Annotated in this window: 27 protein-coding genes; 13 read left to right on the forward strand and 14 right to left on the reverse strand. The window is 45.7% G+C overall.

What is annotated here, in order from left to right:
* Position 1 precedes the first annotated feature (1 nt).
* Genes MED92_RS14530 through MED92_RS14545 form a run of 4 tightly spaced genes read left to right on the forward strand, consistent with a single transcriptional unit; the run spans position 2 to position 6,772 of the window.
* On the forward strand, positions 2 to 586 hold the full coding sequence (locus tag MED92_RS14530; protein ID WP_007022326.1) for a Maf family protein: 585 nt from the start codon (positions 2 to 4) through the stop codon (positions 584 to 586).
* Positions 587 to 595: 9 nt separating this feature from the next.
* Positions 596 to 2,062 carry a ribonuclease G gene (gene rng / locus MED92_RS14535; RefSeq protein ID WP_007022327.1) on the forward strand — a complete coding sequence of 489 codons (1,467 nt, stop codon included), beginning with the start codon at positions 596 to 598 and terminating at the stop codon, positions 2,060 to 2,062.
* A gap of 10 nt (positions 2,063 to 2,072) precedes the next feature.
* Positions 2,073 to 5,942, forward strand: coding sequence for a YhdP family protein (locus tag MED92_RS14540; RefSeq protein WP_007022328.1), 3,870 nt, complete (start codon positions 2,073 to 2,075; stop codon positions 5,940 to 5,942).
* Positions 5,942 to 6,772, forward strand: coding sequence for a carbon-nitrogen hydrolase family protein (locus MED92_RS14545; RefSeq protein WP_007022329.1), 831 nt, complete (start codon positions 5,942 to 5,944; stop codon positions 6,770 to 6,772). The genes MED92_RS14540 and MED92_RS14545 overlap by 1 nt, the downstream gene beginning before the upstream one ends.
* Here MED92_RS14545 and yjgA read toward each other — a convergent pair.
* The 13 genes from yjgA to MED92_RS14610 form a co-directional block, all read right to left on the reverse strand.
* The gene (yjgA, locus tag MED92_RS14550) at positions 6,769 to 7,296 is read right to left on the reverse strand and encodes a ribosome biogenesis factor YjgA (protein ID WP_007022330.1); all 528 of its coding nucleotides are present in this window, start codon (positions 7,294 to 7,296) and stop codon (positions 6,769 to 6,771) included. The genes MED92_RS14545 and yjgA overlap by 4 nt on opposite strands.
* A gap of 8 nt (positions 7,297 to 7,304) precedes the next feature.
* Complete coding sequence (gene mgtE / locus MED92_RS14555) at positions 7,305 to 8,654, reverse strand: magnesium transporter (protein WP_007022331.1); 1,350 nt, start codon at positions 8,652 to 8,654, stop codon at positions 7,305 to 7,307.
* Positions 8,655 to 8,768: 114 nt separating this feature from the next.
* A complete protein-coding gene (locus tag MED92_RS14560) occupies positions 8,769 to 9,038 on the reverse strand; it encodes an HPr family phosphocarrier protein (protein ID WP_007022332.1) in 270 nt (89 codons plus the stop codon).
* Positions 9,039 to 9,043: 5 nt separating this feature from the next.
* Positions 9,044 to 9,901, reverse strand: a complete 858-nt coding sequence (rapZ, locus tag MED92_RS14565; RefSeq protein ID WP_007022333.1) for an RNase adapter RapZ — start codon at positions 9,899 to 9,901, stop codon at positions 9,044 to 9,046.
* A gap of 11 nt (positions 9,902 to 9,912) precedes the next feature.
* Entirely contained in the window at positions 9,913 to 10,368 is a 456-nt protein-coding gene (gene ptsN, locus MED92_RS14570; protein WP_007022334.1) for a PTS IIA-like nitrogen regulatory protein PtsN, read from the reverse strand.
* Positions 10,369 to 10,388: 20 nt separating this feature from the next.
* A complete protein-coding gene (gene hpf, locus MED92_RS14575; RefSeq protein ID WP_007022335.1) occupies positions 10,389 to 10,679 on the reverse strand; it encodes a ribosome hibernation-promoting factor, HPF/YfiA family in 291 nt (96 codons plus the stop codon).
* A gap of 64 nt (positions 10,680 to 10,743) precedes the next feature.
* The gene (locus tag MED92_RS14580) at positions 10,744 to 12,243 is read right to left on the reverse strand and encodes an RNA polymerase factor sigma-54 (RefSeq protein WP_007022336.1); all 1,500 of its coding nucleotides are present in this window, start codon (positions 12,241 to 12,243) and stop codon (positions 10,744 to 10,746) included.
* A 51-nt stretch (positions 12,244 to 12,294) separates the two neighbouring features.
* Positions 12,295 to 13,020, reverse strand: coding sequence for an LPS export ABC transporter ATP-binding protein (lptB, locus tag MED92_RS14585; RefSeq protein WP_007022337.1), 726 nt, complete (start codon positions 13,018 to 13,020; stop codon positions 12,295 to 12,297).
* Positions 13,017 to 13,544: a lipopolysaccharide transport periplasmic protein LptA gene (gene lptA / locus MED92_RS14590; RefSeq protein WP_007022338.1), complete on the reverse strand. Its 528-nt coding sequence runs from the start codon at positions 13,542 to 13,544 to the stop codon at positions 13,017 to 13,019. The genes lptB and lptA overlap by 4 nt, the downstream gene beginning before the upstream one ends.
* Complete coding sequence (gene lptC / locus MED92_RS14595) at positions 13,534 to 14,106, reverse strand: LPS export ABC transporter periplasmic protein LptC (protein WP_007022339.1); 573 nt, start codon at positions 14,104 to 14,106, stop codon at positions 13,534 to 13,536. The genes lptA and lptC overlap by 11 nt, the downstream gene beginning before the upstream one ends.
* Complete coding sequence (locus MED92_RS14600) at positions 14,106 to 14,639, reverse strand: KdsC family phosphatase (RefSeq protein ID WP_007022340.1); 534 nt, start codon at positions 14,637 to 14,639, stop codon at positions 14,106 to 14,108. The genes lptC and MED92_RS14600 overlap by 1 nt, the downstream gene beginning before the upstream one ends.
* 2 nt (positions 14,640 to 14,641) lie before the next feature.
* Positions 14,642 to 15,613, reverse strand: coding sequence for a KpsF/GutQ family sugar-phosphate isomerase (locus tag MED92_RS14605; RefSeq protein ID WP_007022341.1), 972 nt, complete (start codon positions 15,611 to 15,613; stop codon positions 14,642 to 14,644).
* A gap of 19 nt (positions 15,614 to 15,632) precedes the next feature.
* Positions 15,633 to 16,586 carry a calcium/sodium antiporter gene (locus MED92_RS14610; RefSeq protein WP_007022342.1) on the reverse strand — a complete coding sequence of 318 codons (954 nt, stop codon included), beginning with the start codon at positions 16,584 to 16,586 and terminating at the stop codon, positions 15,633 to 15,635.
* 203 nt (positions 16,587 to 16,789) lie between these two features.
* Between MED92_RS14610 and MED92_RS14615 the strand changes: the two genes are divergently transcribed.
* From MED92_RS14615 to hisD, 9 genes are all read left to right on the forward strand, one after another.
* Positions 16,790 to 17,605, forward strand: coding sequence for an ATP-binding cassette domain-containing protein (locus MED92_RS14615; protein WP_007022343.1), 816 nt, complete (start codon positions 16,790 to 16,792; stop codon positions 17,603 to 17,605).
* Positions 17,605 to 18,384 carry a lipid asymmetry maintenance ABC transporter permease subunit MlaE gene (gene mlaE, locus MED92_RS14620; RefSeq protein ID WP_007022344.1) on the forward strand — a complete coding sequence of 260 codons (780 nt, stop codon included), beginning with the start codon at positions 17,605 to 17,607 and terminating at the stop codon, positions 18,382 to 18,384. Before MED92_RS14615 ends, mlaE begins: the two co-directional genes overlap by 1 nt.
* Before the next feature lies 1 nt (position 18,385).
* On the forward strand, positions 18,386 to 18,844 hold the full coding sequence (gene mlaD / locus MED92_RS14625; RefSeq protein ID WP_007022345.1) for an outer membrane lipid asymmetry maintenance protein MlaD: 459 nt from the start codon (positions 18,386 to 18,388) through the stop codon (positions 18,842 to 18,844).
* Positions 18,845 to 18,858: 14 nt separating this feature from the next.
* The gene (locus MED92_RS14630; RefSeq protein ID WP_238321522.1) at positions 18,859 to 19,491 is read left to right on the forward strand and encodes an MlaC/ttg2D family ABC transporter substrate-binding protein; all 633 of its coding nucleotides are present in this window, start codon (positions 18,859 to 18,861) and stop codon (positions 19,489 to 19,491) included.
* Entirely contained in the window at positions 19,491 to 19,778 is a 288-nt protein-coding gene (locus MED92_RS14635) for an STAS domain-containing protein (protein WP_007022347.1), read from the forward strand. The genes MED92_RS14630 and MED92_RS14635 overlap by 1 nt, the downstream gene beginning before the upstream one ends.
* Positions 19,779 to 19,885: 107 nt before the next feature.
* Positions 19,886 to 20,128 carry a BolA family protein gene (locus MED92_RS14640; protein WP_007022348.1) on the forward strand — a complete coding sequence of 81 codons (243 nt, stop codon included), beginning with the start codon at positions 19,886 to 19,888 and terminating at the stop codon, positions 20,126 to 20,128.
* Between the two features lie 22 nt (positions 20,129 to 20,150).
* Entirely contained in the window at positions 20,151 to 21,413 is a 1,263-nt protein-coding gene (gene murA / locus MED92_RS14645) for a UDP-N-acetylglucosamine 1-carboxyvinyltransferase (protein WP_007022349.1), read from the forward strand.
* 19 nt (positions 21,414 to 21,432) lie between these two features.
* A complete protein-coding gene (gene hisG / locus MED92_RS14650) occupies positions 21,433 to 22,086 on the forward strand; it encodes an ATP phosphoribosyltransferase (RefSeq protein ID WP_007022350.1) in 654 nt (217 codons plus the stop codon).
* A gap of 53 nt (positions 22,087 to 22,139) precedes the next feature.
* On the forward strand, positions 22,140 to 23,390 hold the full coding sequence (gene hisD, locus MED92_RS14655) for a histidinol dehydrogenase (protein ID WP_050764239.1): 1,251 nt from the start codon (positions 22,140 to 22,142) through the stop codon (positions 23,388 to 23,390).
* Between the two features lie 37 nt (positions 23,391 to 23,427).
* On the opposite strand, the gene MED92_RS14660 is transcribed toward hisD, so the two are convergent.
* Positions 23,428 to 24,573: a Do family serine endopeptidase gene (locus MED92_RS14660; protein WP_007022352.1), complete on the reverse strand. Its 1,146-nt coding sequence runs from the start codon at positions 24,571 to 24,573 to the stop codon at positions 23,428 to 23,430.
* Between the last annotated feature and the right edge of the window lie 26 nt (positions 24,574 to 24,599).

Genomic DNA, 24,599 nt, shown 5'->3' on the forward strand with positions numbered 1-24,599 from the left:
AATGGATCTAATATTGGCTTCGGCTTCCCCTCGCAGAAAGGAGTTGCTTGCTCAAATAGGCGTCCGCTTTGATGTTAGCCCGGTAGATATTTGTGAAGATGTCCTTTCCGGTGAAAGTCCTGAGCATTACGTTCAGAGGCTTGCTTGCGAGAAAGCACTCGAATGCTTTAATCACACTGATAAAACAATACCTGTGCTAGGATCAGATACAACTGTCGTGCTGGATACTCAAATTATGGGTAAACCTCGTGATAGATCAGAGTCCCTCGAGATGTTACTGGCGCTGTCGGGCAGAACGCATCAAGTGATGACGGCGGTTGCGGTTGTAACAAGTGAACGCACAGACTCTGTAGTTGTCAAAACTGATGTTTGTTTTAAGGAATTATCTAGGGAAGAGTGTGAAAGTTATTGGTGGACAGGAGAGCCTTTAGATAAAGCTGGCTCTTATGGAATACAAGGGATGGGAGCTGTTTTTGTTGAAAGTATAAAGGGCAGTTATTCATCGGTTGTTGGTTTGCCCCTTGCTGAGACTGCGCAACTTCTTACAAGAGTAAATGTACCCATTTGGCAATCGGGTAAGGTTTAAGGAAAAAACATGGGTGAAGAGATACTGATTAACTTTACCCCGATGGAAACGCGGGTTGCGGTAATCGAGAATGGAATGCCGCAGGAAGTGTATGTTGAACGAGTCCACCGTCGGGGTATTGTCGGAAATATTTATCAGGGCAAGGTAGTACGTGTTCTACCGGGGATGCAGGCTGCCTTTGTTGATATTGGGCTTGAACGAGCTGCTTTTATTCATGTGGAAGAAGTGTTACCGCAAAATGCTTCCCATGAAGAAAAAAATAATACATCGATTGCGCAGGTTTTACGTGAAGGGCAGGCATTGCTCGTTCAGGTTACAAAAGATCCTATCGGAACCAAGGGCGCGAGGTTAACGACTCATCTTTCGTTACCTTCTCGTTATCTTGTCTGCATGCTTGGTAATAGTCATGTTGGAGTTTCTCAGCGCATAGAAGATCTGGAAGAGCGTGATCGGTTACGCAATATTGTGCATAGTTTAATTAAGGAAGAGGATGGCGAGCCCGCCGGCTTTATCCTTAGAACAGTGGCCGAAGGGGCTGCTGAAGCCGAATTAAAGGCTGACATTCAGTTCCTACGTCGTCTCTGGGCTTCTATCAAAGAGAAAATCTCGACTGCAAAAGCGCCTAGTATTGTCTATGAAGATCTTCCGCTGAATATGCGTGCCCTTCGCGATATGGCGCATTCGGGCTTAGAGAGAATCCGTATAGATTCTCGTGAAACTTTCCAGAAAGCAGAGGCTTTTGTTCGGGATTTAGTACCTGAAGTTACCGATACACTTGAGTATTACCCTGGAGAGCGCCCAATCTTTGATCTTTTCAATGTGGAAGAAGAGATCCAGAAAGCCTTGGGACGTAAAGTCGAACTGAAGTCTGGGGGGTACCTGATTTTTGATCAGACTGAGGCGATGACAACGGTTGATGTGAATACCGGTGCGTTTGTCGGCCACCGAAATCTAGAGGAGACTATCTTTAAGACTAACCTGGAAGCTGCGACAGCGATAGGTCGTCAGCTAAGGTTAAGAAATCTCGGTGGGATTATAATTCTTGATTTCATTGATATGGAAGATCCGGATCATCAGCGTCAGGTACTGCGCACCCTGGAAAGGGTGCTGGAACGAGATCATGCCAAATGCAAAGTTATGGGAGTTTCAGATCTGGGGCTTGTAGAGATGACGCGTAAGCGTACCCGGGAGAGTCTGGAGCAAGTACTTTGTGATGTGTGTAGTGAATGTCAGGGGAGAGGATCAATCAAAACCCCTGAGACTGTCTGTTATGAGATTTTCCGTGAGATCCTACGTCAACATCGAGCTTATGATACGGATAGTTATCTGGTACTTGCCGCTCAGCCTGTTGTTGATTATCTGCTTGATGACGCCTCTAATCACGTTGCTGAATTGGAAGCTTTCATCGGAAAAACTATTCGCTTTCAGGTCGAGCCAATGTACAACGCAGAAAGCTTCGATGTAGTTTTACGCTAGGTAGCTAAAGTTGAAACGTCACGCTCATTCCGCATTTTGGTTCTTATACTGGGGGCTGGCTATCCTTGCCGCTCTGTTGGCCGTATTTTTGGTTTCCGTGCGGCTGATTGTTGATGATTTGTCTGATTATCGACAGGATATTGAAAAACTTCTTTCTGAACAGCTAAGTGCGCGGGTACATATTGCAGGGATCAGTGGTGGCTGGCGAGGGGCTCATCCTGCTGTTAAGCTGCATAGCTTTTCTTTGGATGGGTTAAGTGCTGATTCTGGTTTATCGCTTGCTTTGCTAAACGGAGAGGTGGCTCTTGATCCTCTTGCCTCTGTAAAGCAGCTTGCGCCGATCTTTTCGCAATTTGATCTTTCAGGGCTGACTGTGCGCTATGATCTTGCGAAAGCGGATCAAAAGCAGCTATCCGAGGGTGGCGCGCAAAAAAGTGCAGTCGCTCATCAACCCTCCACATCTCAATCTCGGTCAGATGGCTCAGGTCTACTGGAATTTTTGCTTCTGCAAAGTGCTGTAAACATTGATGATACCCAGATTGTTGTCCGCCAGAAAAATGGGGATGAGATTTCAGTATCTCCAATACATCTAAGTTTGCAGAATGATGGTGTTTTACATCAGTTAAAGGTAAATGCTGATCTTGTTGCTAAAACAGGTACAGCCGATATTACCTTTGTAGCGGAAGTAGAGGGTGATCCAAAACGAAGTACGACCGATTTCTATCTGAATATATCTGGATTAAGTGCTCAGCTATTAAATCCCTGGTTATCTTTAGCTGATATCTCAATTGAGGATCTGGACGCTGAACAGGAGATCTGGGGGCAGTCGAAAGCAGGAAAATTAATCTATCTCACGGGCAAAACAGGGATCAAACGATTTAAGTTTGAGGAGTATGCGTTTGATGATTTTTCATTGCACACCGCGTTAATTCGTAGAGATTCTGGGTATCAGTTACAGCTTAATGACATAACGGTAGCAGGAGAGCAGCAATTGCTCGAGCTTCCTGGAATTAGCCTTGATTTCCAGCGTTCAGGAATGGCTATCTCTCCAAAACGGTTGATGTTGGATGCTGTTGACCTCGAGCAGATTTCATCTTGGCTTATTGAGCAGCCTTATATTCCCGAAGGTGCCTCGAGCGTAATTAAGACCCTGGCTCCAGTGGGTACTGTGGAGAATATAAAAGTTGACTGGCTATCCGGGGCTGAGTTAGCCGACTTTTCCTTAAATGCAGATTTGAAAACGGTAGGCATTAATGCCTGGGATGATGTTCCTGAGTTAAAAGGGATAGATGGTTTTCTGAATGCTGATATGCATGGTGGTGCGATTCATCTTACCAGTGATCAGTTTTCAATGATGTATCCCACTTTGTTTGATTATCGATGGGATTATAGCTACGCCAATGGTGTTATTGGTTGGCGACTTGATGAGAAGGGAGTCGTTGTTGCCTCGCAATTGCTGAATCTTAAAAATGAATCATTGGCTGCTGCCGGGCGTTTCAGTATCTACCTACCCTACGATCGAGATGAACAACCATTGCTCAACTTGCAGATTGGTATGCAGCAGGGGGATGGGTTACAAGCGAAATATTATATACCTCCTAAAGAAGTTGGCCAGGAAACCTATAATTGGCTAGTTGATGCTATTAAAGCAGGCCATATTAAGCAGGCAGGTTTCGTTCTTAATGGGGTAACGCGGGCAAGGCTGGATGATTATCAGATGCCGGTTGTGCAAATGTTCTTCGATGTCGCCGATGCAGAATTTGAGTACCAACCGGGCTGGCCGGGAATTCAAGGTTCTGAGGCCTTTGTGTTTTTTCGGGATGGAGAATTAGTTGCTGAAGCTAAAGGTGGTTCGATTTATGACACTGCTATAGGAAGTGCCTGGGTCCATTTGCCGAATTCAATAGATAAACTCTTTATCGCCGGTAATGTGTCGGGGCAGGCGCTTGATCTTCAGAAGCTGCTCACGGAAACCCCTCTTAAGGAAGAAGTAGGTGATGATCTAGCCTCTTGGCAAATGCGTGGGCAGGCCAAAACCCTCATCGATATCGAATTACCTTTAGTTGCTAAAAAGACCCCTAAGGTGCAGGTTATCACTGATATTCGCGGAGGAGGTTTTACATCTAAAGAAGATAAGATCGATTTCACCGATATACAGGGGCAGGTAATTTATGACTCGTTAAAAGGGCTGTCATCTAAAAAGTTATCAGCAACGCTCTTTAATCAACCGGTGGTTTCTTCCATAAGAACCTCAAAACAGAAGACGCAAGTTAATATCAGCGGCAAAGTAGAAGCTGATTTTATGCGTCGGTGGCTGGATCTTGAGTTATTAAAAATAGCAGATGGCACTCTGACATATTCTGCTCGGCTGGATATGTGCCCAGGCAAAACATGTAATCAGTTAGTGATTAATTCTGATCTTCAAGGGCTAGGGTTGAATGCAGTAGCGGGCCTGAGTAAATCCGCTGGCGAAAAAATGCCCTTAACTGTAGTGAGCGATTTGGGCAGACAGTATGGCGATGGAAGAAGTGCTGTTCGCTTAAATTTGAATGATCAGTTACGTGGGATCATCGTTAATCGCGGTCAGGATGTTGATCGAGCGCGTTTCACACTGGGGGGCGAACGTCCTGAGGTGCCTGAAAAGGCAGGTATATGGATTGATGGGGCTGTAAATGAACTTGAGTATGATGAGCTTTCGGCATTTCTAACGGGATCTGGTCTGATTGCAGAACCCGACAGTAATGCAGCTGAGCAATCTGATAATAGTGAAGCACTTTTTAAACAGGTTTCATTGTCAGTAGGTAGGTTTAACTTTGAGGGCAATCAGTTAGAAAACTTATGGGTTGATTTTAGTCCTCAAAAGCAGGGCTGGTTGTTGGCCTTAGATAGTAAACAAGTGGCTGGCACCGTTTTGCTCCCTTTCGAAGACAAACCTTATCAGGTGAAGTTACGGCATTTAAATTATCAAAGTGCCGATGAAGCTGCAGGCTCTCAAGCAGAGCAGGCAACAGATTATCAAATGGATATGTCTGATATTCCTGCTATTGATTTCACGATCGAAGAAGTTGTTGCAAATAAAAAGCCCATGGGGCGTTGGAGTTTTGCGCTGAGGCCCTCTGAGCAGGGTGCGCAAGTAGAAAATATTAAAGCTGACCTGTTGGGTTCAACGGTAGATGGTCAGATTCGCTGGGATAAAGGCAGCTCAGAAGTTACAGATCTCACCGTGAAATTAACCAGTAGTGATTTCGGTAAAGTATTAAAGGCTTGGGGCTATGAAGATGCAATCGAGACTAAATCTTTAGATGCATACCTTCAGCTATCTTGGCTCGGGGCTCCTTGGTCCTTCTCGGTTGCTAAGGCTGATGGCGAGTTACAGTTTACGGCAAAGCAAGGTCGTTTATTAGATGTGGGAAATTCAGGCAATTTCTTACGCGTATTTGGCATTCTCAATTTGCAATCTTTGGGTCGCCGTTTGCGTTTAGACTTCTCGGATCTGCTTGAAAGCGGCGTCGCATTTGATGAGATGAAGGCTAGCTATAAGATATTACAAGGTGTCGCTCAAACGTCTGAACCGTTCGTTATGACCGGACCTTCAGCTAACCTAGCCATGCAAGGAAGTTTGAACCTTGTTAATGAGACCGTGGATAAGGATATTGAGGTCGCTTTACCCGTTACTGGAAATATCCCCTTAGTCAGTGTTTTATTGGGTGCTCCGCAGGTAGCGGGGGCAGTCTTTCTTTTCGATAAGATAATTGGTGACCCTTTAGCCAAATTTACGACAGTTAAATATCATATGTCGGGTGATTGGGGAGACCCTCAAATCGATATAGAAAAGGATGCAAAAAAAGAGGAGCCTCCAGTAACTGAGGTGGATTCCTAATGGCACGTGTTGCTGCGGTTCAAATGTGCTCAGGCCAAGATTTGAATGCCAACTTAGCTCAGTTGGATGGCTTGATTGAGCAGGCTGTAGCATCCAATGCTGAATTACTTCTGCTGCCCGAAAACTTTGCTTTATTGGATTCTCAGGCCTTAATCGAATTGGCTTTTGAAGAAAGCCGCTCTCCCAGTGTTTTGAACAGGCTGAAGCAGATAGCGCATGAAAAAGGGATATGGCTGATAGCTGGAAGCTTTCCCTGGTTATGTGATTCCCCTCAAAATGGCAAAACAAAAGTCTTTTCCCGTAGTCTGCTAATAGACCCCCAAGGTGAGTTGAAGGCGCATTACGACAAAGTACACCTTTTTGATGTAGATGTTGAAGATAAGCACGCTGCTTACCGTGAATCAGATTACTTCACCCCAGGCAAAGAGTTAGTTGTTGAGCAAACTTCTGTTGGCTGTTTCGGCCTCTCTATCTGCTATGACCTGCGTTTTCCAGAGCACTATCAGAGGCTAGCGGATATGGGGGCGAATATTATGTTGGTACCTTCAGCTTTTACCGCTGTCACAGGGAAGGCGCATTGGGAGGTTTTGCTACGTGCCAGGGCGATAGAGACCCAAAGCTACGTCATTGCGGCTAATCAGGCGGGTAAGCATACAGCTAGTAGGTCAAGCTGGGGGCACTCGATGATCGTGGATCCTTGGGGGAAAGTGCTTGCGGAATGTCATAATGACGGGCCTGGTTTGGCGGTTGCGGACATCGATTTGCAGGAGGTTCGTAACAGGCGTAAAGCGATGCCTGTTACGTTACATCGAGCTAAAGCAGGGTTTTAGACATCGGCTACATCGCGCAGATATTTAAATAGTTTACGAGCTGATGCAGGTGGCTTCTCGAGCTTAAGTTCTTTTTGCGCATTCCTGATGAGCTGTCTCAAGTGTTGCACATCTGCAGTAGGGTTCTCGGAAACATATTCTTGTAGTGCGCTATTTCCTTCGTTTATCAAACGGTCACGCCAAAGCTCCAGCTTGTGGAAAACTTGTGTATGCGCCTGATGGCCAGCTTCAAACAGGCCGATAGCGTGTTCGATTTCATCGGCGTCTTCGGTGCGCATTATTTTGCCAATGAACTGAAGATGGCGTTTCTGTGCTCCATTTGCTTTGATGCGATGAAATTCATCGATAGCGCTGCGTAGCTTATCGCTGAGGTCAAGTTTGTTGAGTTGTTCCTGATTGAGCTTAGTAAGGCGGGCGCCAAGCTCTTGCAAAGCATGCATCTGCCGCTTTACCTCGGTCTTGCTAAGCCATTCTTCTTCACCGTCGTGGTTGGATTGCATATCAAAGTCTTCGTTATTGCTCATGGTATATCTCAGGCGTAAAAGATGGTGGCAAGGCCAAGAAAGGCAAAAAAGCCAACTACATCGGTAATTGTCGTTAAAAGTACACTGCCAGCTAGAGCAGGATCTATCCCCATTGCTTTGAGGCTGATGGGGAGTAGGGTACCAGCGATGGCACCGGCTACCAGATTGATTACAATAGCCAGAGCGATAATGATGCCAATATTGTAGTCCTGGAACCATATTGTAGCTACAACAGCGATAACTACGGCCCAGAGAATGCCGTTAAGCGCACCGACCACCATTTCTCTGTTAAGAAGCCAGCCTGCATTGGATTTCTCTACATGTCCTAAAGCTTGGCCGCGTATAACCAGAGTCAGTGTCTGAGAACCTGCTATGCCCCCCATCGAGGCAACGATAGGCATAAGTACGGCTAGTGCTACAACCTTTTCAATTGTGTCTTCAAAAAGGCCAATAACAGCAGATGCAATAAAGGCGGTTAATAAATTGATACCCAGCCATACAGCGCGCCTGCGAGTTGTTTTCATGACGGGCGCAAAGGTGTCTTCATCTTCATCAAGGCCCGCCATGCTCATTAATGAGTGATCGGCATCCTCACGGATAACATCAACAACATCATCGATTGTAATACGGCCTAATAGTTTTCCATCATCGTCAACCACGGGAGCAGATACAAGGTCATGCTCCTCAAAGAGGATGGCTACTTGATCGTCAGGCATACTTGCATTGATTGGATCAATATCGGTAACCATGATCTCACGAATAGTGATGGCTGGGTCAGAAACCAGTAATTTGGTTAGTGGTAGAAGCCCTATATAGGAATCCTTACGGCTGACTACGATCAGGCTGTCAGTCATTTCGGGGATTTCGTCATGTCGGCGAATGTAACGTAGGGTGGTTTCAACGCTGATATCAGGTCGGATAGTCGTTGTATCCGTATTCATCAGGCCGCCTGCAGTATCTTCAGGATAAGAAAGTAACTGCTCAACTCTGCGGCGATTCTGCTTATCCATAATCCGCAGGGTTTCTTTCATGACGCGATTAGGCAGCTGCTGGAGCAGATCCACCATGTCATCGGAGTCGAGGGACTCGGTGAGTGCCAAAACCTCTTCAGAATTCATGCGGCTTAAGATATCTGCCTGGATATCATCCGCTAAGTGCTGAAGCACTTCAGGTTCTAATTCTTGTGAAACCAGATTCCAGAGTATCTGCCTTTCTTTTGGCGGAGATTTCTCAATGAGGCGTGCGACCTCAGTTGGGCGAAGAGTGTGATTGAGTGTGAAACGAATCTGGCGAAACTCACCGCTATCAAGCGCTTCATTGAGTTTATCCAGTTGAGTTTTTGATTCAGTTTGCACCATTGGAAGTCGCCGCTGTAAGCACTTTTTAGCTTTAGAGATAAAGCATAAAGATTTATCGGCGAATTATAACGGATTGTATGTGCTGCGATAACCCGATGATCGGTAATTAATTACCTATTCGTCTTCGTCGAATCGGTTATTGATCAGCGTTTCAATGGCCACTATTGCGTCTTCTTCATCTGAGCCACTGGTTTTGATCGTTAGGGTTGTTCCCTTAGCTGCAGCTAACATCATGACTGACATGATGCTTTTACCATCAACTTCTCTGCCTTCCTTTTCAAGGATGATATCGGAAGAGAAGCGTGAAGTTACGCCTATAAGCTTTGCAGCGGCACGGGCATGCAAACCAAGTTTATTAATTATCAAAAGCTCTTTTTGCTGCATAGCTATTAAGTCAGTTCTCTATGGCGGACATGAACATTATCCATAAGCTGAGAGAAATGAGAAGTCAGTTGCTCACAGATATAGACGGAGCGGTGCTGTCCTCCTGTACAACCGATACCGATGGTTATATAGCTTCGATTGTTTTTTGCGAACCGGGGTAACCACTTTTCTAGAAATTCAGTGATTTCGCTTATCATTTCTGAAACCTCAGGTTCGTTGCCAAGAAACTCCTGGACGGGTTTCTGCTGTCCAGTATATTGCCGTAGCTCGGGAATCCAGTGCGGGTTCGGTAGTACCCTGACATCAAACACGAAATCAACATCAAGAGGAACACCATGTTTAAAGCCAAATGATTCGAATTGAACAGAAAGAATTTGTTCTTTCCGTTTAGCGACACGTAGCTTAACAGTGTCTCTTAAGTCATAGAGAGAGAGGCGGGTCGTATCAATTCGAATATCGGCCAGGCTCGCTATTGGCTCAAGTAATTCGGCTTCCGACTGAATAGATTGCTGAAGATTCTTTGTCTCGTTAGAAAGAGGGTGTTTTCTGCGTGTAGAACTGTAGCGCTTAAGTAAGGTTGCTTCAGATGAATCCAAATAAATGACTTCATACTCAGCCCAACGCTCAGCTCGAAGTTGCTCAAGGATCTGAGGGAATTTGGACAGATTACTGAGTAAGTTACGTGCATCAATGCTGACAGCAATTTTATCGGGGTGGCTTGGTTCGCTAATCATCTGCTGAACCAAATCAGGGAGTAGTAATGCTGGCAGGTTGTCTATGCAGTAAAAGCCAATGTCCTCTAGTGCTTGAAGTGCTGTACTTTTGCCAGAGCCCGAGCGACCGCTAATTACAACCAGTTTCATTAGCTATCCCTCTAAGTACTTAATCGGGTTATCGCATTGAAAAGTGTATTACAGTCAGGCGCTTCCCTTAATTCGTTTCGCACTGCTTCCTGGCTAAATAGCTCAGCGATGGATGCAAGTGTTTGGAGGTGTTCTGAGCATGCATCTTCGGGAACGACAAGGACGAAAAGCAGATCTACAGGCTGATTATCGATAGCATCAAAATCGATAGGAGAGATCAGTTTGACTAAATAGCCCTTGGCGTCAGTGCACTCAGATAAGCGGCAATGTGGAACTGCTACACCACCACCTATCCCGGTGCTGCCAAGTTTTTCTCGGCCATGGAGACCATTGAAAAGGCAAGAGGCATCCAAATCAGGGTTCTGTTCAGAAATAATTTCTGAAACCTTTTCTAGAATACGTTTTTTACTGCTGCCCTCAATACCACATAGCGTGGTAGAGGGCGTTAAGAGTTCGTGAACCAACATAGTGGGCAGAAACTTTAGACCTATTTGTGATTTTTCATTTTTTCTTTGTGCTTAATCACCTGACGATCCAATTTGTCAGTTAAACCATCAATGGCTGCGTACATATCTTCGTGCTCATGTGTGGCAAAAATTTGAGCACCCGAAACATGCATTTCTGCTTCGGCTTTCTGGCGTTGTTTTTCTACGCTTAGAGTAACCTGAACGTTTGTAATATTGTCAAAATGACGTTCGATTTTCTGCATCTTTTCAAGAACATAGTTCTGCATTGAATCCGTCAGATCTACATGGTGTCCAGTGATATTAATCTGCATAGGTATCTCCTACTCTACTTGCGATTGGCAATGACAAGGCCAAGGCCATTTTATTATCGGTATATTAAACCAGACGCTTTCGTTCATTAGAAGGCGGTATTCCCATTGCCTCTCTATATTTTGCAATTGTCCGTCTGGCAACTTTAAAACCTTGTTCATCGAGAAATTGAGCGATTTTATTATCGCTCAAAGGTTTAGCTGTGTTTTCAGCGGCAACCATCTTTTTGATTAATGCTCGGATTGCAGTTGAAGACGCTGCGCCTCCCGTTGCTGTACTAACGTGACTTGAGAAGAAGTATTTAAGTTCAAAAATACCTCGGGGAGTATGCATGAATTTTTGGGTTGTAACTCGAGAAATGGTTGATTCATGCATATCTACAGCTTCGGCAATATCATGCAAAACCATTGGTTTCATTCCTTCTTCGCCGTGATCCAAAAAGCCCGCTTGGCGTTTTACAATCTCGTTGGAAACTTTTAGCAACGTTTCATTTCGGCTCTGCAGGCTTTTGATAAACCAGCGAGCTTCTTGAAGGTGGTTTTTCAAATAGGTGTTATCTGAACTGTTATCTGCACGTTTAACTAAACCTGCATAGCCTGAATTGATGCGTAGTTTAGGTGCAACTTCAGGATTTAGGTTTACGGTCCATTCACCTCGTTGTTTCGTAACGATGACATCCGGAATAACATATTCAGCCGCTGTGCTACTAATGGCTGCACCGGGTCTTGGGTTGAGGCTCTGGATCAGTTGAATGACCTGTTGCAACTCAGCTTCTTTTAGGCGAGTTTTTCTCATTAACTGGCGATAGTCATGGGTGCCAAGTAATTTTATGTACTGCTCAGAGATCTTGATCGCTTCTTTTACCCAAGACGTATCAGCCGGCTGTTGTTTTAACTGAATAATCAGGCATTCACTTAGATCTCTACATGCGACGCCAGGAGGATCAAATTGCTGTATACGATGTAAGACCGCTTCAATCTCATCAAGTTCGACTTCTTCTTGTTCTGATGGTTTTGTTTGGAATTGCTCATGTAGCTCTTCCATGGTCACTGTCAGGTAGCCATCCGGATTGATGCCATCGATTATGTTTGTCGCAATCAGGCGATCAAGGTCGCTCATCGGAGTGAGATTGAGCTGCCAATGCAGGTGATCTTGTAGTGTCTCTTCTGCAGTATCATTTGATTCAAATGAATCGAAATCTTCTTTACTGGCCGCTGGCGTGGAAGATTGGAAGGTGTCCTCCCAATTACTATCGGTTGATAGCTCTTCTGGAATGCTCTCGTTCCAGTTGTCTTCTACCGCCGGAGTATCTTCGAATTCAGGTTCTGAAGCCGTCTGGGCGGTTTCCGGTTCAAGGGTTTCTTTGGCTTCGATTGAATTATCTGTATCACTATTGTCGGGAGTAACTTCATCCTCATTTACATCAAGCATTGGATTGCTTTCAAGTGCTTCTTGGATTTCTTGCTGGAGATCAAGCGTTGACAATTGCAGTAGGCGAATGGCCTGCTGCAATTGCGGGGTCATGGTGAGCTGTTGCCCAATTTTAAGATGAAGCGCTTGTTTCATAATATGAGAGGAATGCTCCGGTCTATGCCTTATTCTGTGCTTAGTATATGCCTAAAGTGAAAATTGATCGCCAAGATAGGCGTTTTTCACTGCGTCATTGGCTAAAATTTCCTCGGGACTGCCTGTCGCGAGAATGGTTCCTTCACTAACAATATAAGCTCGTTCACAAATATCCAGAGTCTCACGAACATTGTGGTCGGTTATTAGGATGCCTATCCCTCTGGACTGAAGATGACGGACCGTCTGTTTTATGTCATTGACCGAGATAGGATCAACGCCGGCAAAGGGTTCGTCGAGAAGTACAAAGTCAGGTTCAGTAGCGAGAGCTCTGGCAATCTCTACGCGTCTCCTTTCACCACCTGAAAGGCTCATCCCGAGGCTGTCCCGGATATGAGTGATATGGAACTCTTCTAATAGTTCCTGCATTTTTTTGTTGGCTGTTGCTTTATCAAGGTCCTTCCGGTTTTCAAGAATGGCCAGTAAATTGTCTTTTACTGACATTTTTCTGAAGATGGAGGCTTCTTGGGGCAGATAGCCAATGCCTTTTCGGGCTCGGCCGTGCATAGGCAGCGCTGTGATATCGCAATCGGCGATGCTGACCTTACCTCTGTCTGCCTGAACCAAGCCAACAATCATATAAAAGCATGTTGTTTTGCCAGCTCCGTTGGGGCCTAACAATCCAACTATCTCGCCACGGTCAATAGAGAGTGATACATCTTTAACAACTTCACGGCCTTTGTAGCGCTTGGCCAGGTTCAGAGCTTCTAATTGGCTCATTGACTCGTATTGCCCTTTTTCTTGGGTTGTATAACCATGTTTACGCGGCCCTTAGATTCCCCAGGATCGCCTTTGTTTGTGCCAAAAGCATCGACAATAGAACGGTCAAGATCGTAAATGATCTTCTCGCCCGTAAAGGTATCTTTGGCTTGCACGACTTTGGCTTGCTTAGTGATTGTCAGCTTTTGGTCATTAACCATGTAGACCATATGCAATCCCCAGGCATCAGAAAAAGCACCATTAATTTCTGGTTGTTGGCGGAAATGAGCGGGTGCGCCTTTGGCAATGAGTTTGTCGACGCCTTCATCTCCACGATACATATCAACATAATCTGCTTCGATTAATAGAGAGCCTTGGGTAATAACAACCTTGCCTTTGTAGGTGGTAATGCCCGTTTTGTCGTTGATGCTCGCAGTATCGGCAGTGATATGGATTGGTTTTTCCTGATCGTCGGGAAGCGCATGTAGTATCGGGCTTGTTAAAGTAAGTAGCAGAGCAAGCCCTTTCAAAATCTTATTTCGCATTGTTATGGGTCCCTTTTACCCGGGAATGCAAGTTGAGAATCTGGTCATTAAAATTGATATCCATACCAGTACCTTGCATCAGACTATTGGTAGATTCAATAGTAACGGGTTGGTCTGTTTCCGCAATGCTTTGCTTGTGAAATACCGAGAGCTTTTCCGTACGCATGATTGTCTCGTTGGGTTGGCCTTTGTTGCTGTAAATTTCAATATCGCCAACGAAGTCGGTTTTGCTGTTGTCGTCCAGAACTACGCCTTTAGCTGCAGTGAGCAAGGATATGTTGCCGTTTTTTTGAAACTGAGTGCTTATTGGAGCGTCAAGGAAGTTTGCTTCCTTGTGAGGCTTGTGTTCAAGTTTTTTTGTTTCTACCTTGCGGATTAGCTGACCATCAGTGTCCCATTCCTGGATTTTTGCATTATCGATAAAATAATCGACCTGATCAGGTAGGTTGCTACGGCTAGGTGCTTGTTCAACCGGAGAGGTTCCAAATCCCCAGTAAAGTAATACAGGTATTAAAATAAATGCCGCAAGAATGATTCTTGCTTTACTACTAAGTTCGGGCATCACATAAACTGCCGATGAAGCTCTTCAAGCTTGTTTTGGCCATTAAGTATATACTCGCAAAACTCCCTGGCTGCCCCTTCACCTCCTTTGCGTTCGCTACACCAGTCTGCGTGTGTTTTAACCAGACTGTGGGCATTTGGAACGGTCGCGCCAAATGCGCAATGGCGTATTGCAGATAAGTCGGGAAGGTCGTCACCGATATAGGCGGTGCTTTCGGCGTTGTGATTGCTGTTGCTCCATAATTCTTGGAGAGCCACCAGTTTGTCTTCACGGCCTTGGTAAAGGTAATTAATACCCAGCGATTTGCTTCGCAAGCTGACCTGGTTAGAGCTGCGCCCAGTGATAATTGCGGTTTCGATACCTGCCTGCATGAGTAGCTTAATGCCCAGTCCATCTAGTGTATTGAACTGTTTTACTTCCTGCCCGTTGGGTAGGAAAAGTAATTGGCCGTTCGACAGAATGCCATCTACATCAAATACGGCAAGAGTAATATTTTTCAGCCGTGCTTCTAAATTATCCGCAACTTTATTCATTGTCAGATCACTCCGGCTTTCAAAAGGTCATGCATATTTAGAGCGCCAACAGGGTGGTTGTCCTGGTCAGTGACTATTAATGCGTTGATTTTGCGTTGCTCCATGATTTGCAGGCACTCAGCTGCAAGCATTTCTGCTGTGACTGTAGTTCCATCAGGAGTCATAACGGCATCAATTGATGTGGTTTGTAGATCAACGTTCTGATCCAGCGCACGGCGGAGGTCGCCATCCGTGAAAATTCCCTGAAGAACATTGTTTTGATCAACAATAGTTGTCATTCCGAGTCGTTTGCGCGTGACTTCAATGAGTGCATCTTTCAGTGGAGTTCCGCTAAGTACTTTAGGAATGTCCTGATCGGCATGCATGATGTCACTGACTTTCAACAGCAGGCGGCGACCTAAACTACCACCTGGGTGTGAGAAAGCAAAATCTTCAGCGCTAAAACCTTTAGCTTCAAGTAGGGCGATTGCCAACGCATCGCCTAGCACCAACTGTGCGGTTGTGCTGGATGTTGGGGCTAAGTCCAGAGGGCAGGCTTCCTTCTCCACACCTATGTGAAGATTAGCATCTCCAGCCGAAGATAATGTTGAAGCAGGGTTCGCAGTTATGCTGATAAGAGGGGTATTCATCCGTTTAAGCAAAGGGATGATGGTAACAACTTCAGCGGTTTCACCTGAGTTTGAAAGGGCGATTACCACATCATTGGGAGTTATCATGCCTAAATCACCGTGGCTTGCTTCACCCGGGTGAACAAAAAACGCGGGTGTCCCTGTGCTGGCTAATGTAGCGGCAATTTTTTTGCCGATATGCCCTGATTTACCCATTCCGGTAACAATTACGCGGCCCGAGCAGTTAAGCATGATTTTACAGGCCTGGTTGAACGAATCATCCAGGAAGTCTAGTAAATCGGATACTGCCTCAGCTTCTAGCTTGATCGTACGTCTAGCGGAGCCAAGAAAGTCAGGGTTTGTCATATCTATATTCAACTTATTGTTAACCAACGGTCATAGTGTATAGCAGGAAGAGATAGGCTGCATAGGCGGCTGTTAACAAGCTACCCTCAAAGCGATTAATAGAAGGAGGTTTTTGCCATAAGGCGAATGCCATTAACGCGAAGGTCAGGCCTAGCATCGCTATATAATCACGTTGCAAAACAACCGCATCTACCCCTATCGGGCTGATCAGGCCAGGGATAGCCATTACAGCTAACAGGTTAAATATATTTGATCCGACAACATTGCCAATGGCGATGTCATGATGATTTTTCAACGCGCTGGCTACGGATGCCGCAAGCTCGGGCAAGCTAGTTCCAATGGCTACGATTGTGAGTCCTATAACAAGTTTACTCACTCCCAGGGATAGGGCTATCTCAGTGGCGCCCCATACGAGCATCCTGGAGCTAACTGCCAGAATAGTAAGGCCAACAATTAGCCAAAATAGGGCCTGGCGAGTCTCAAGTTCAGGAAGTTCTTCGTCTTCAGATAACTCATCATCAGGAGCGCTTTTTTGAAAGCGATTAAATAGATAAAGGCAAACCCCAAGTGCTATCAATAGAATCACGCCATCTAGCTGGTTCAGTTGTAAATCAAAGAGCAGAATGCCAGCTAGAAGCGTAACGCCCAAAAGTAAAGGTAGTTCCTTCTTTAATACACCGGATTTTACAGGCAGTGGTGCGATTAGAGCGGTAACACCAAGTACCAGAGCAATATTGGCTATGTTAGATCCCAGAGCGTTACCAATAGCCAGGTCGCCAGCGCCTGATGTGGCGGCCATAAGTGAAACAAGAATCTCCGGGGCAGATGTGCCGAATGACACAATAGTAAGGCCAATTAACATGGGTGACATACCAAAGTTCTTGGCAGTGGCAGCCGCACCAATAACAAAACGATCTGCACTCCAGACAAGTAGAACTAGCCCGGCAATCAGAGCGAGAATCGGGTAAAGCATAGAAGAACAAATTCCAGATTAAATTGAAGAACGCTATTAAAACAGAATGTAAGGGCCGTTTAAATCAGCACGAAGGAAGTAGAGAGAAATATTCCTGTTTTTATGACGAAATGGTATAGTTGCGTGCCCTAAAAAGGGTGAAGTTGAATCTGAACTGAACAGAAAACGGATTTAACTGTTTTGCTTTTACGAAATGGAATCATATGAATTATTTTGATGATGTTGTCATCGATATTCAGCAGTTGAGCTTCTCGCGAGGTGAAAGAGCGATCTATAGCAGTATCGATCTTAAAATTCCGCGTGGAAAAATTACTGCCATCATGGGCCCTTCCGGCACAGGTAAGACGACGCTACTTAAGCTGATTGGCGGTCAACTGAAACCTGATTCGGGCTCCATCTTAATTGACAATCAAAATATCCCGACGCTGAGTCGAAGCGAACTTTTTAGTGTTCGTGAACGTATGGGAATGTTGTTTCAAAGCGGTGCCTTGTTCACTGACATGTCTGTCTTTGAAAATGTCGCTTTCCCAATTCGTGTGCATACTGATCTGCCCAACGATATGATCAGAGATATTGTGTTGATGAAGTTGCAGGCCGTCGGTTTGCGTGGAGCCCATGATCTGATGCCAAGTGAACTATCTGGTGGTATGGCTAGAAGGGTTGCTCTGGCACGGGCTATTTCGCTTGATCCTGATATCGTTATGTATGATGAACCTTTCACAGGGCAGGACCCCATCGCTATGGGTGTGCTGGTAAACCTTATCAGGCACCTTAATGATTCTCTGGGGCATACAAGTATTATTGTATCTCATGATATTCAGGAAACTTTAGGTATAGCTGACTATATATACCTGATTGCAGATGCATCTGTTATCGCGCATGGAACCCCGGAAGAACTGCAATCGGTTGAATCTCCTCAGGTGAAGCAATTTATGCATGGTTTGCCGGATGGTCCTGTGCCGTTCCATTTTCCTGCGCCTGATTATGGTGCTGATCTGCTAAGTGGCGAGGGGCGCTAATGGATAAATTAGCTTTATTAGGACGTCATGGGTTAGACAGGTTAGCTGCCTTTGGTCGTTCTTCAATGATTTTGTTTCAAGCGTTAGTGGCTAAACCCCAGCCATTAATGATGTTTCCTCTGTTAGTTCAGCAGATCTATTTTGTGGGCGTTTTGTCGCTCATTATTATCGTAGTCTCGGGTTTGTTTATCGGGATGGTTTTGGGATTGCAGGGCTATACTATTCTGGTTGACTATGGTTCTGAGCAAGCTGTTGGGCAGATGGTCGCACTGAGCCTAGTCAGAGAGCTTGCGCCTGTGGTCACGGCCTTGCTGTTTGCGGGGCGCGCTGGTTCTGCATTGACAGCAGAAATTGGTTTAATGAAAGCAACAGAGCAGCTTTCTAGCCTGGAAATGATCGGTGTTGATCCGTTACGGCGAATTATTGCTCCCCGGTTTTGGGCGGGCTTTATTTGCTTACCTATACTCTCGGCGATATTTGCCATTGTGGGGGTGTATGGTGGTGCTCTGGTGAGTATTGATTGGCTCGGAATCTATGATGGTTCGTTTTGGGCCAATATGCAGAATTCGGTTAATTTCTATGAAGACGTCATGAACGGTTTGGTGAAAGCCGTGGTCTTCGGTTTTGTTGTGACCTGGATAGCAGTCTTTCAGGGATATGATTGCATCCCGACCTCGGAAGGGATTAGTCAGGCAACAACAAAAACAGTGGTTTATTCATCGCTTGCGGTGTTAGGCCTGGATTTTATTCTTACAGCTGTAATGTTTGGAGAAGTTTGATATGCGTATGCGGGTCTTGGAGATCAGCGTAGGTGCCTTTATTCTGGCAGGGATTTTGGCCTTAATCGGTCTGGCATTGAACGTTAGCGGTTTAACAATGTCTACCAGCAATGGTAGTTACACGGTGTACGCTCGATTTGAAAACATTGGAGGCTTAACGCCGAGAGCAAAAGTGACAATGTCTGGGGTTACCATAGGCAAAGTTACTCAGATTGATCTGGATACCGACGAGTTGGTTGCTAAGGTTGCTATGGAGATTGATGGAAATGTAGATTTTCTCTCAATTGATAGTTCTGCTGCGATTTTAACGGCGGGTCTCCTTGGTGAACAGTATATTGGCGTTACGGTAGGGGCTGAAGAAGAGTATTTGAAGAATGGGGATTTTATTGAAGATACTCAGTCGGCTTTGGTTCTAGAAGAGTTGATCGGGAAATTCCTGTTTAATGAGGCAAGTGAATAATTATGGTGAATTCAATGCTGAACCGAATCAGTGCTTTTGCCTTCGCCGCGCTTTTAATGCTTGGTGCTGGCTCAGCAACAGCATCTTGGGAAGAGGCTGGCTCAGTTATCGAAACGGCAACTAAAGATATTTTGTCGTTATTGGAAAATGATGAGCTGGTTAAAGAAGAACAGGAAGAGAAGCTTATTGCTGAAATTGATCTTTTGCTCTCTCCTGTTGTTGATTTTCCCTACATTGCTAAAGGTGTAATGGGTAAATACTACCGCAAGGCCTCAAAAGACCAGCGTGAACAGTTTGCGGACGTTTTTAAAACTACACTTCTGAAAACTTATGCCAAAGCTTTAGTGGGTTTCAAAATCGAAAATTACGAGATGATTCCACCTCGTAAAAAGAGCCCTGATCAGAAGAAGCAAATTGTCACCGTTCATGTTTTTTCTGCCAATGGGGATAAGTTCTCTTTGGTCTATTACATGAAGAAAAATGATCAGGGGTGGAAGCTTGTCAATGCGATTCTTGATGGTAGTGTTAATATCCGCCTTAGCTTTAAAAACCAGTTTGCAGACATGATGCAGCGTAACCGTAAAGATGTTGATAAGGTAATTGAAAGCTGGAAAGAGCAGGTGGATCCGGGAAAGGGTAGCGCATAATGGCAATGGCTTCTCTTGATGGTCAATCCATCTCGTTGCAGGGGGATTTGAAATTTCCCAATATTGTAAATCTTCGCAAGCAGGTGGAAGGTTTTCTTGGGTCGCTTTCGGGAGAGGTCGTCGTAGATTTTAGTTCTGTCGATGCGGTTGATAGTTCAGCTGTTTCTTTTTGGTTGTGCTGCTTACGTTTCTCTCAGAGGAATGGGACCCAGTTAAAGGCACTAAATATGCCAAAAGATATGCAGGGGATCATCCGTTTGGTGGGATTGGACGATAAGATCAACTAAATACATGCTTACGATGAATAAGGCGATGCTTGGCATCGCCTTTTTTGTCATGATCCGGTATTATTTCCGCCTTATTTTTTTAGTGTAGATGCGATCAGGAGCGTTGGATGCAGGCTGAACAGGTAAAGCAGATTCTGGAATCTAAACTGGAAAACTGTACCGTAACAACCGCAGGGGAAGGGTGTGATTTCCAGGTGACGGTTGTAGGCGAGATGTTTCAGGGGCTACGCCCGGTTAAATGCCAGCAGTTGGTATATGCTTGCCTGAATGAGTACATTGCAAATGGCACTATTCATGCGCTAACAATCAAAACCTATACGCCTGAACAGTGGGCAGCGTTACAAAACTAATTTCACCCTGGCTGGATAGATCATGGATAAATTAATTATCACAGGCGGCGAACAGCTTAACGGTGAAGTTCGTATTTCCGGAGCTAAGAACTCTGCGTTGCCAATTCTTGCTGCAACACTATTGGCATCAGAGCCAGTTACAGTGTGTAACTTACCTCATCTGCATGATATTACCACCATGCTTGAACTGCTCCGCCGTATGGGCGTTGAGCTGGTTATCGATGAGAAGCTTAATGTTGAGATCGATGCGCGAACAATTACGAAGCTAGTAGCCCCTTACGAATTGGTTAAAACCATGCGTGCTTCCATTTTGGTGCTTGGTCCGATGGTGGCGCACTTTGGTGAAGCTGAAGTTTCTCTTCCAGGTGGCTGTGCCATCGGTTCGCGTCCGGTCGATCTGCATATTCAGGGCCTACGAGCAATGGGTGCAGATGTGACGGTTGAGGGTGGTTACATTCGTGCCAAAACAGACGGTCGCCTTAAAGGTGCGCGCGTTTTCTTCGATACTGTAACAGTTACAGGTACTGAAAATATTCTGATGGCCGCAACGCTGGCTGAAGGTCAGACCATCATTGAAAATGCTGCACGCGAGCCAGAAGTGGTTGATCTGGCTGAATGCTTGATTGCGATGGGTGCAGATATTTCTGGGCACGGAACTGACACGATTGTTGTCAATGGTGTTGAGAAACTACATGGTTGCCGTTTCCCAGTGGTCGCTGACCGGATTGAAACCGGAACCTATCTGGCAGCGGTTGCCGCGACTCGCGGTAAAGTTAAGATTAAAAACACCTCTCCTCTAATTCTTGACGCGGTTTTGCAGAAGCTAGAAGAGGCGGGAGCGCACATTACTACGGGTGACGATTGGATCGAGTTGGACATGAAGGGCCAGCGACCAAAAGCCGTTAACATTACAACGGCTCCATACCCGGCTTTCCCAACAGATATGCAGGCTCAGTTCTCAGCGATGAATGCTGTTTCTGATGGTGTCAGCATTTTGAAAGAAACGATTTTCGAGAATCGTTTCATGCACATGCAGGAGATGATCCGCATGGGTGCAAAAATTAATATTGATGGAAATACCGCTGTTGTAGAGGGGGTTGATCGCCTTCAGGCTGCGCCGGTAATGGCCACCGATCTACGCGCATCTGCGAGCTTGGTTATAGCGGCTCTGGTTGCTGATGGTGATACGGTTATTGATCGTATCTATCACATCGATCGTGGTTATGAATGTATTGAAGAAAAACTACAGTTATTAGGTGCGCGCATTAAGCGTGTTCCAGGTTAAGTTACAGGTATAAAAGGCTATGAAGCAGCAACTTACGATTGCACTGTCCAAAGGACGAATCCTCAAAGAAACTCTGCCTCTGCTGGCGGAAGCGGATATTGTTCCGGCTGAGGATATTCATAGCAGCCGTAAACTGATCTTCGATACGAACCATGACAACATTAAGCTGGTAGTGATCAGGGCTACAGATGTGCCTACCTATGTAGAGTATGGTGGTGCTGATATGGGAATCGCTGGTAAAGATGTGTTACTCGAGCATGGCGCAGCAGGTTTGTATGAGCCGCTTGATCTAGAAATTTCCAAATGTAAGCTGATGGTTGCGGGCCCTAAGGACGCAAAACCTGTTGAAGGCCGGATGAAAGTAGCCAGTAAATTTGTCAATGTTACTCGTGACTACTTTGCAAAGCAGGGCTGCCAGGTTGATATCATCAAACTATATGGCGCGATGGAGTTAGCTCCGCTGATGGGGTTGGCTGATCGAATCGTCGATATTGTCGATACAGGTAACACGCTTCGTGCAAATGGCCTGGAGCCAATGGAAGAAATCGCAGATATCAGCTCCCGCCTTGTTGTTGGTCAGCCTTCTATGAAGATGAAGTATCGTCAGATTCAGCCAATTCTGGACAAACTGGCTGCTGCAGTGGCGCGTCGTGAAGCGGAGGCAGAAGCGTGAGTGGTTTAAATATTAAACGATTAGACTCTCAGCTGGCCGATTTTAAGGCGCAGATGGATAAACTCCTTGCCTGGGAAGCGGTGTCTGATGAAAAAGTTAATAACATTGTTAATGAAATCCTGACCCGAGTTCGCAATGAAGGTGATTCTGCGGTAGTTGAATTCACTAATCGCTTTGACAACACTCAGGCGCAATCTATGGCTGATCTTGAGATGAGCCAGGAGAGATTGCAGCAAGCATTAGACAATCTGCCGCAAGATCAACGTAATGCGCTGGAGACAGCTGCTGAGCGCGTTCGTAGTTACCATGAGCGTCAAAAGGGTGAATCCTGGCAATATACCGAAGCTGATGGCACGATGCTTGGGCAGAAAGTTACCCCAATGGATCGGGTTGGCTTATATGTACCGGGCGGTAAAGCTGCCTATCCTTCATCGGTAATAATGAATGCAATGCCTGCAAAAGTTGCAGGGGTTGAAGAGATCATTATGGTCGTGCCCACTCCGGGTGGTGAAGTGAATGAGCTTGTTCTTGCTGCGGCATGTTTGTCAGGTGTTGACCGTGTCTTTTGTGTGGGTGGGGCTCAAGCTGTTGCTGCCTTGGCATATGGAACAGAGACTGTTCCGCAAGTGGATAAAATTGTTGGCCCAGGAAATATCTTTGTGGCTACCGCCAAACGTGCAGTGTTTGGTGCAGTGGGTATAGATATGATTGCTGGCCCATCTGAAATTCTGGTTGTATGCGATGGTCTGACAGACCCTGATTGGGTTGCTATGGACCTGTTCTCGCAGGCAGAGCATGATGAAGATGCTCAGCCGATTCTGGTAACCCCGGATGCTGAATTTATCGACAAGGTTGAAGCTAGCATTGAAAAATTGCTACCAACCATGGAGCGTAAAGAGATTATCGAAACATCATTACGTCTGCGTGCCGCGTTGATAAAAGTGACCGATATGGAGGAAGCTATTGAGGTCTCTAACCGTATCGCGCCTGAGCATTTGGAGCTTTCTGTGGAGGATCCAGAAGCGTTGCTACCGAAAATTCGCCATGCAGGTGCAATTTTTATGGGACGTTTCACTGCTGAAGCGCTGGGTGATTACTGTGCAGGACCTAATCACGTATTGCCGACCTCAGGTACGGCGCGTTTCTCTTCGCCACTAGGTGTTTATGACTTCCAGAAACGCTCGTCACTGATTATGTTCTCTGATGAGGGAGCGTCTGAGATGGGCAAAGTTGCATCGGTATTAGCACGAGGGGAGAGCTTGACGGCTCATGCCCGGTCGGCTGAATATCGAATTAAAGATTAATTTAAAAAGCCCGCTTAAGCGGGCTTTTTAATAAGCATTACTGACGACTTTTGGGACGTTCGCCGACTTCGCCAATCACGCTAATCTCTTTGCCATCGCGCAATACATTCACTTCGACCTTTGCTCCTGGGCGAAGACGAGCAATGTCTGTCATCGATTTTCGTCCATCGGTGATTGCCTGATCGTTTATCGATAACATAATGTCACCTGGCTGAAGCCCCGCAAGGTGAGCGGGCCCATTACGAAAAACGCCAGCGATGATGAGCCCTTGCATCCGATTCAGGCCAAATGATTCAGCAAGATCAGGTGTCAGTTCCTGTATCTCGATTCCGAGCCAGCCCCTGATAACACGGCCATGTTGAATCAGATCGAGCATGACTTGTTTGGTGAGATTAGAGGGGATAGCAAAGCCGATACCTTGTGAGCCACCAGACTTTGAAAAAATTGCAGTATTGATGCCGATAAGGTTGCCGTATGCGTCGATCAGTGCGCCGCCTGAGTTGCCAGGATTAATCGCCGCATCAGTTTGGATGAAGTCTTCGTAGGTGTTAAGGCCAACGCTGTTTCGACCTGTCGCGCTTATAATCCCCATCGTGACCGTTTGGCCAACACCAAAGGGATTGCCGATCGCAAGGACCACATCACCTACCCGGTGTGTATCAGATTTAGCTAGTGTGATGCTCGGAAGGTCATTCAATGTGACTTTAAGTACAGCAAGATCTGTTTCAGGGTCAGTACCCATAACTTCAGCAACGGCCTCACGCCCATCTTTAAGTGCCACAATGATACTGTCTGCGCCCGAGATCACGTGATTATTGGTGACTATATAGCCTTGTGGACTGAGAATAACGCCTGAACCGAGGCTTGATTGAATGCGCTCACGTTGAGGGATGCTTTCAGAATCAAAGAAGTTTCTAAAGAACGGGTCATTAAAAAGTGGGTGTACGTTTTGTCGTACGACTGTACGAGTGTAAATGTTCACTACTGCTGGAGCTGCTGATTCAACAGCCTGAGCATAAGAAACAGGGCCTTGCGCAGGGCTAACCCGAGTGTCTCGGGTGATTTCGTGAAATTCAATGGTTCCGTTATCCCCGTTAAGTAGGTCTGGAAATAACTGAAGTAATAGTACCGCGACGAGTATCCCGGAAAGTACAGGCCAAAAAAGAAAATTAAATTTACGCATCACTCTATAGTCGAAAGCCCTGAATC

The organism is Neptuniibacter caesariensis, assembly GCF_000153345.1.
Taxonomy (GTDB): domain Bacteria; phylum Pseudomonadota; class Gammaproteobacteria; order Pseudomonadales; family Balneatricaceae; genus Neptuniibacter; species Neptuniibacter caesariensis.

What these genes read in the sequence shown, in the direction of transcription:
- MED92_RS14530 (WP_007022326.1), top strand. Translation starts at nt 2, where the DNA reads ATGGATCTAATATTGGCTTCGGCTTCCCCTCGCAGAAAGGAGTTGCTT.
- rng (WP_007022327.1), top strand. Translation starts at nt 596, where the DNA reads ATGGGTGAAGAGATACTGATTAACTTTACCCCGATGGAAACGCGGGTT.
- MED92_RS14545 (WP_007022329.1), top strand. Translation starts at nt 5,942, where the DNA reads ATGGCACGTGTTGCTGCGGTTCAAATGTGCTCAGGCCAAGATTTGAAT.
- yjgA (WP_007022330.1), bottom strand. Translation starts at nt 7,296, where the DNA reads ATGAGCAATAACGAAGACTTTGATATGCAATCCAACCACGACGGTGAA.
- mgtE (WP_007022331.1), bottom strand. Translation starts at nt 8,654, where the DNA reads ATGGTGCAAACTGAATCAAAAACTCAACTGGATAAACTCAATGAAGCG.
- MED92_RS14560 (WP_007022332.1), bottom strand. Translation starts at nt 9,038, where the DNA reads ATGCAGCAAAAAGAGCTTTTGATAATTAATAAACTTGGTTTGCATGCC.
- rapZ (WP_007022333.1), bottom strand. Translation starts at nt 9,901, where the DNA reads ATGAAACTGGTTGTAATTAGCGGTCGCTCGGGCTCTGGCAAAAGTACA.
- ptsN (WP_007022334.1), bottom strand. Translation starts at nt 10,368, where the DNA reads ATGTTGGTTCACGAACTCTTAACGCCCTCTACCACGCTATGTGGTATT.
- hpf (WP_007022335.1), bottom strand. Translation starts at nt 10,679, where the DNA reads ATGCAGATTAATATCACTGGACACCATGTAGATCTGACGGATTCAATG.
- MED92_RS14580 (WP_007022336.1), bottom strand. Translation starts at nt 12,243, where the DNA reads ATGAAACAAGCGCTTCATCTTAAAATTGGGCAACAGCTCACCATGACC.
- lptB (WP_007022337.1), bottom strand. Translation starts at nt 13,020, where the DNA reads ATGAGCCAATTAGAAGCTCTGAACCTGGCCAAGCGCTACAAAGGCCGT.
- lptA (WP_007022338.1), bottom strand. Translation starts at nt 13,544, where the DNA reads ATGCGAAATAAGATTTTGAAAGGGCTTGCTCTGCTACTTACTTTAACA.
- lptC (WP_007022339.1), bottom strand. Translation starts at nt 14,106, where the DNA reads ATGCCCGAACTTAGTAGTAAAGCAAGAATCATTCTTGCGGCATTTATT.
- MED92_RS14600 (WP_007022340.1), bottom strand. Translation starts at nt 14,639, where the DNA reads ATGAATAAAGTTGCGGATAATTTAGAAGCACGGCTGAAAAATATTACT.
- MED92_RS14605 (WP_007022341.1), bottom strand. Translation starts at nt 15,613, where the DNA reads ATGACAAACCCTGACTTTCTTGGCTCCGCTAGACGTACGATCAAGCTA.
- MED92_RS14610 (WP_007022342.1), bottom strand. Translation starts at nt 16,586, where the DNA reads ATGCTTTACCCGATTCTCGCTCTGATTGCCGGGCTAGTTCTACTTGTC.
- MED92_RS14615 (WP_007022343.1), top strand. Translation starts at nt 16,790, where the DNA reads ATGAATTATTTTGATGATGTTGTCATCGATATTCAGCAGTTGAGCTTC.
- mlaE (WP_007022344.1), top strand. Translation starts at nt 17,605, where the DNA reads ATGGATAAATTAGCTTTATTAGGACGTCATGGGTTAGACAGGTTAGCT.
- mlaD (WP_007022345.1), top strand. Translation starts at nt 18,386, where the DNA reads ATGCGTATGCGGGTCTTGGAGATCAGCGTAGGTGCCTTTATTCTGGCA.
- MED92_RS14630 (WP_238321522.1), top strand. Translation starts at nt 18,859, where the DNA reads ATGCTGAACCGAATCAGTGCTTTTGCCTTCGCCGCGCTTTTAATGCTT.
- MED92_RS14635 (WP_007022347.1), top strand. Translation starts at nt 19,491, where the DNA reads ATGGCAATGGCTTCTCTTGATGGTCAATCCATCTCGTTGCAGGGGGAT.
- MED92_RS14640 (WP_007022348.1), top strand. Translation starts at nt 19,886, where the DNA reads ATGCAGGCTGAACAGGTAAAGCAGATTCTGGAATCTAAACTGGAAAAC.
- murA (WP_007022349.1), top strand. Translation starts at nt 20,151, where the DNA reads ATGGATAAATTAATTATCACAGGCGGCGAACAGCTTAACGGTGAAGTT.
- hisG (WP_007022350.1), top strand. Translation starts at nt 21,433, where the DNA reads ATGAAGCAGCAACTTACGATTGCACTGTCCAAAGGACGAATCCTCAAA.
- hisD (WP_050764239.1), top strand. Translation starts at nt 22,140, where the DNA reads ATGGATAAACTCCTTGCCTGGGAAGCGGTGTCTGATGAAAAAGTTAAT.
- MED92_RS14660 (WP_007022352.1), bottom strand. Translation starts at nt 24,573, where the DNA reads ATGCGTAAATTTAATTTTCTTTTTTGGCCTGTACTTTCCGGGATACTC.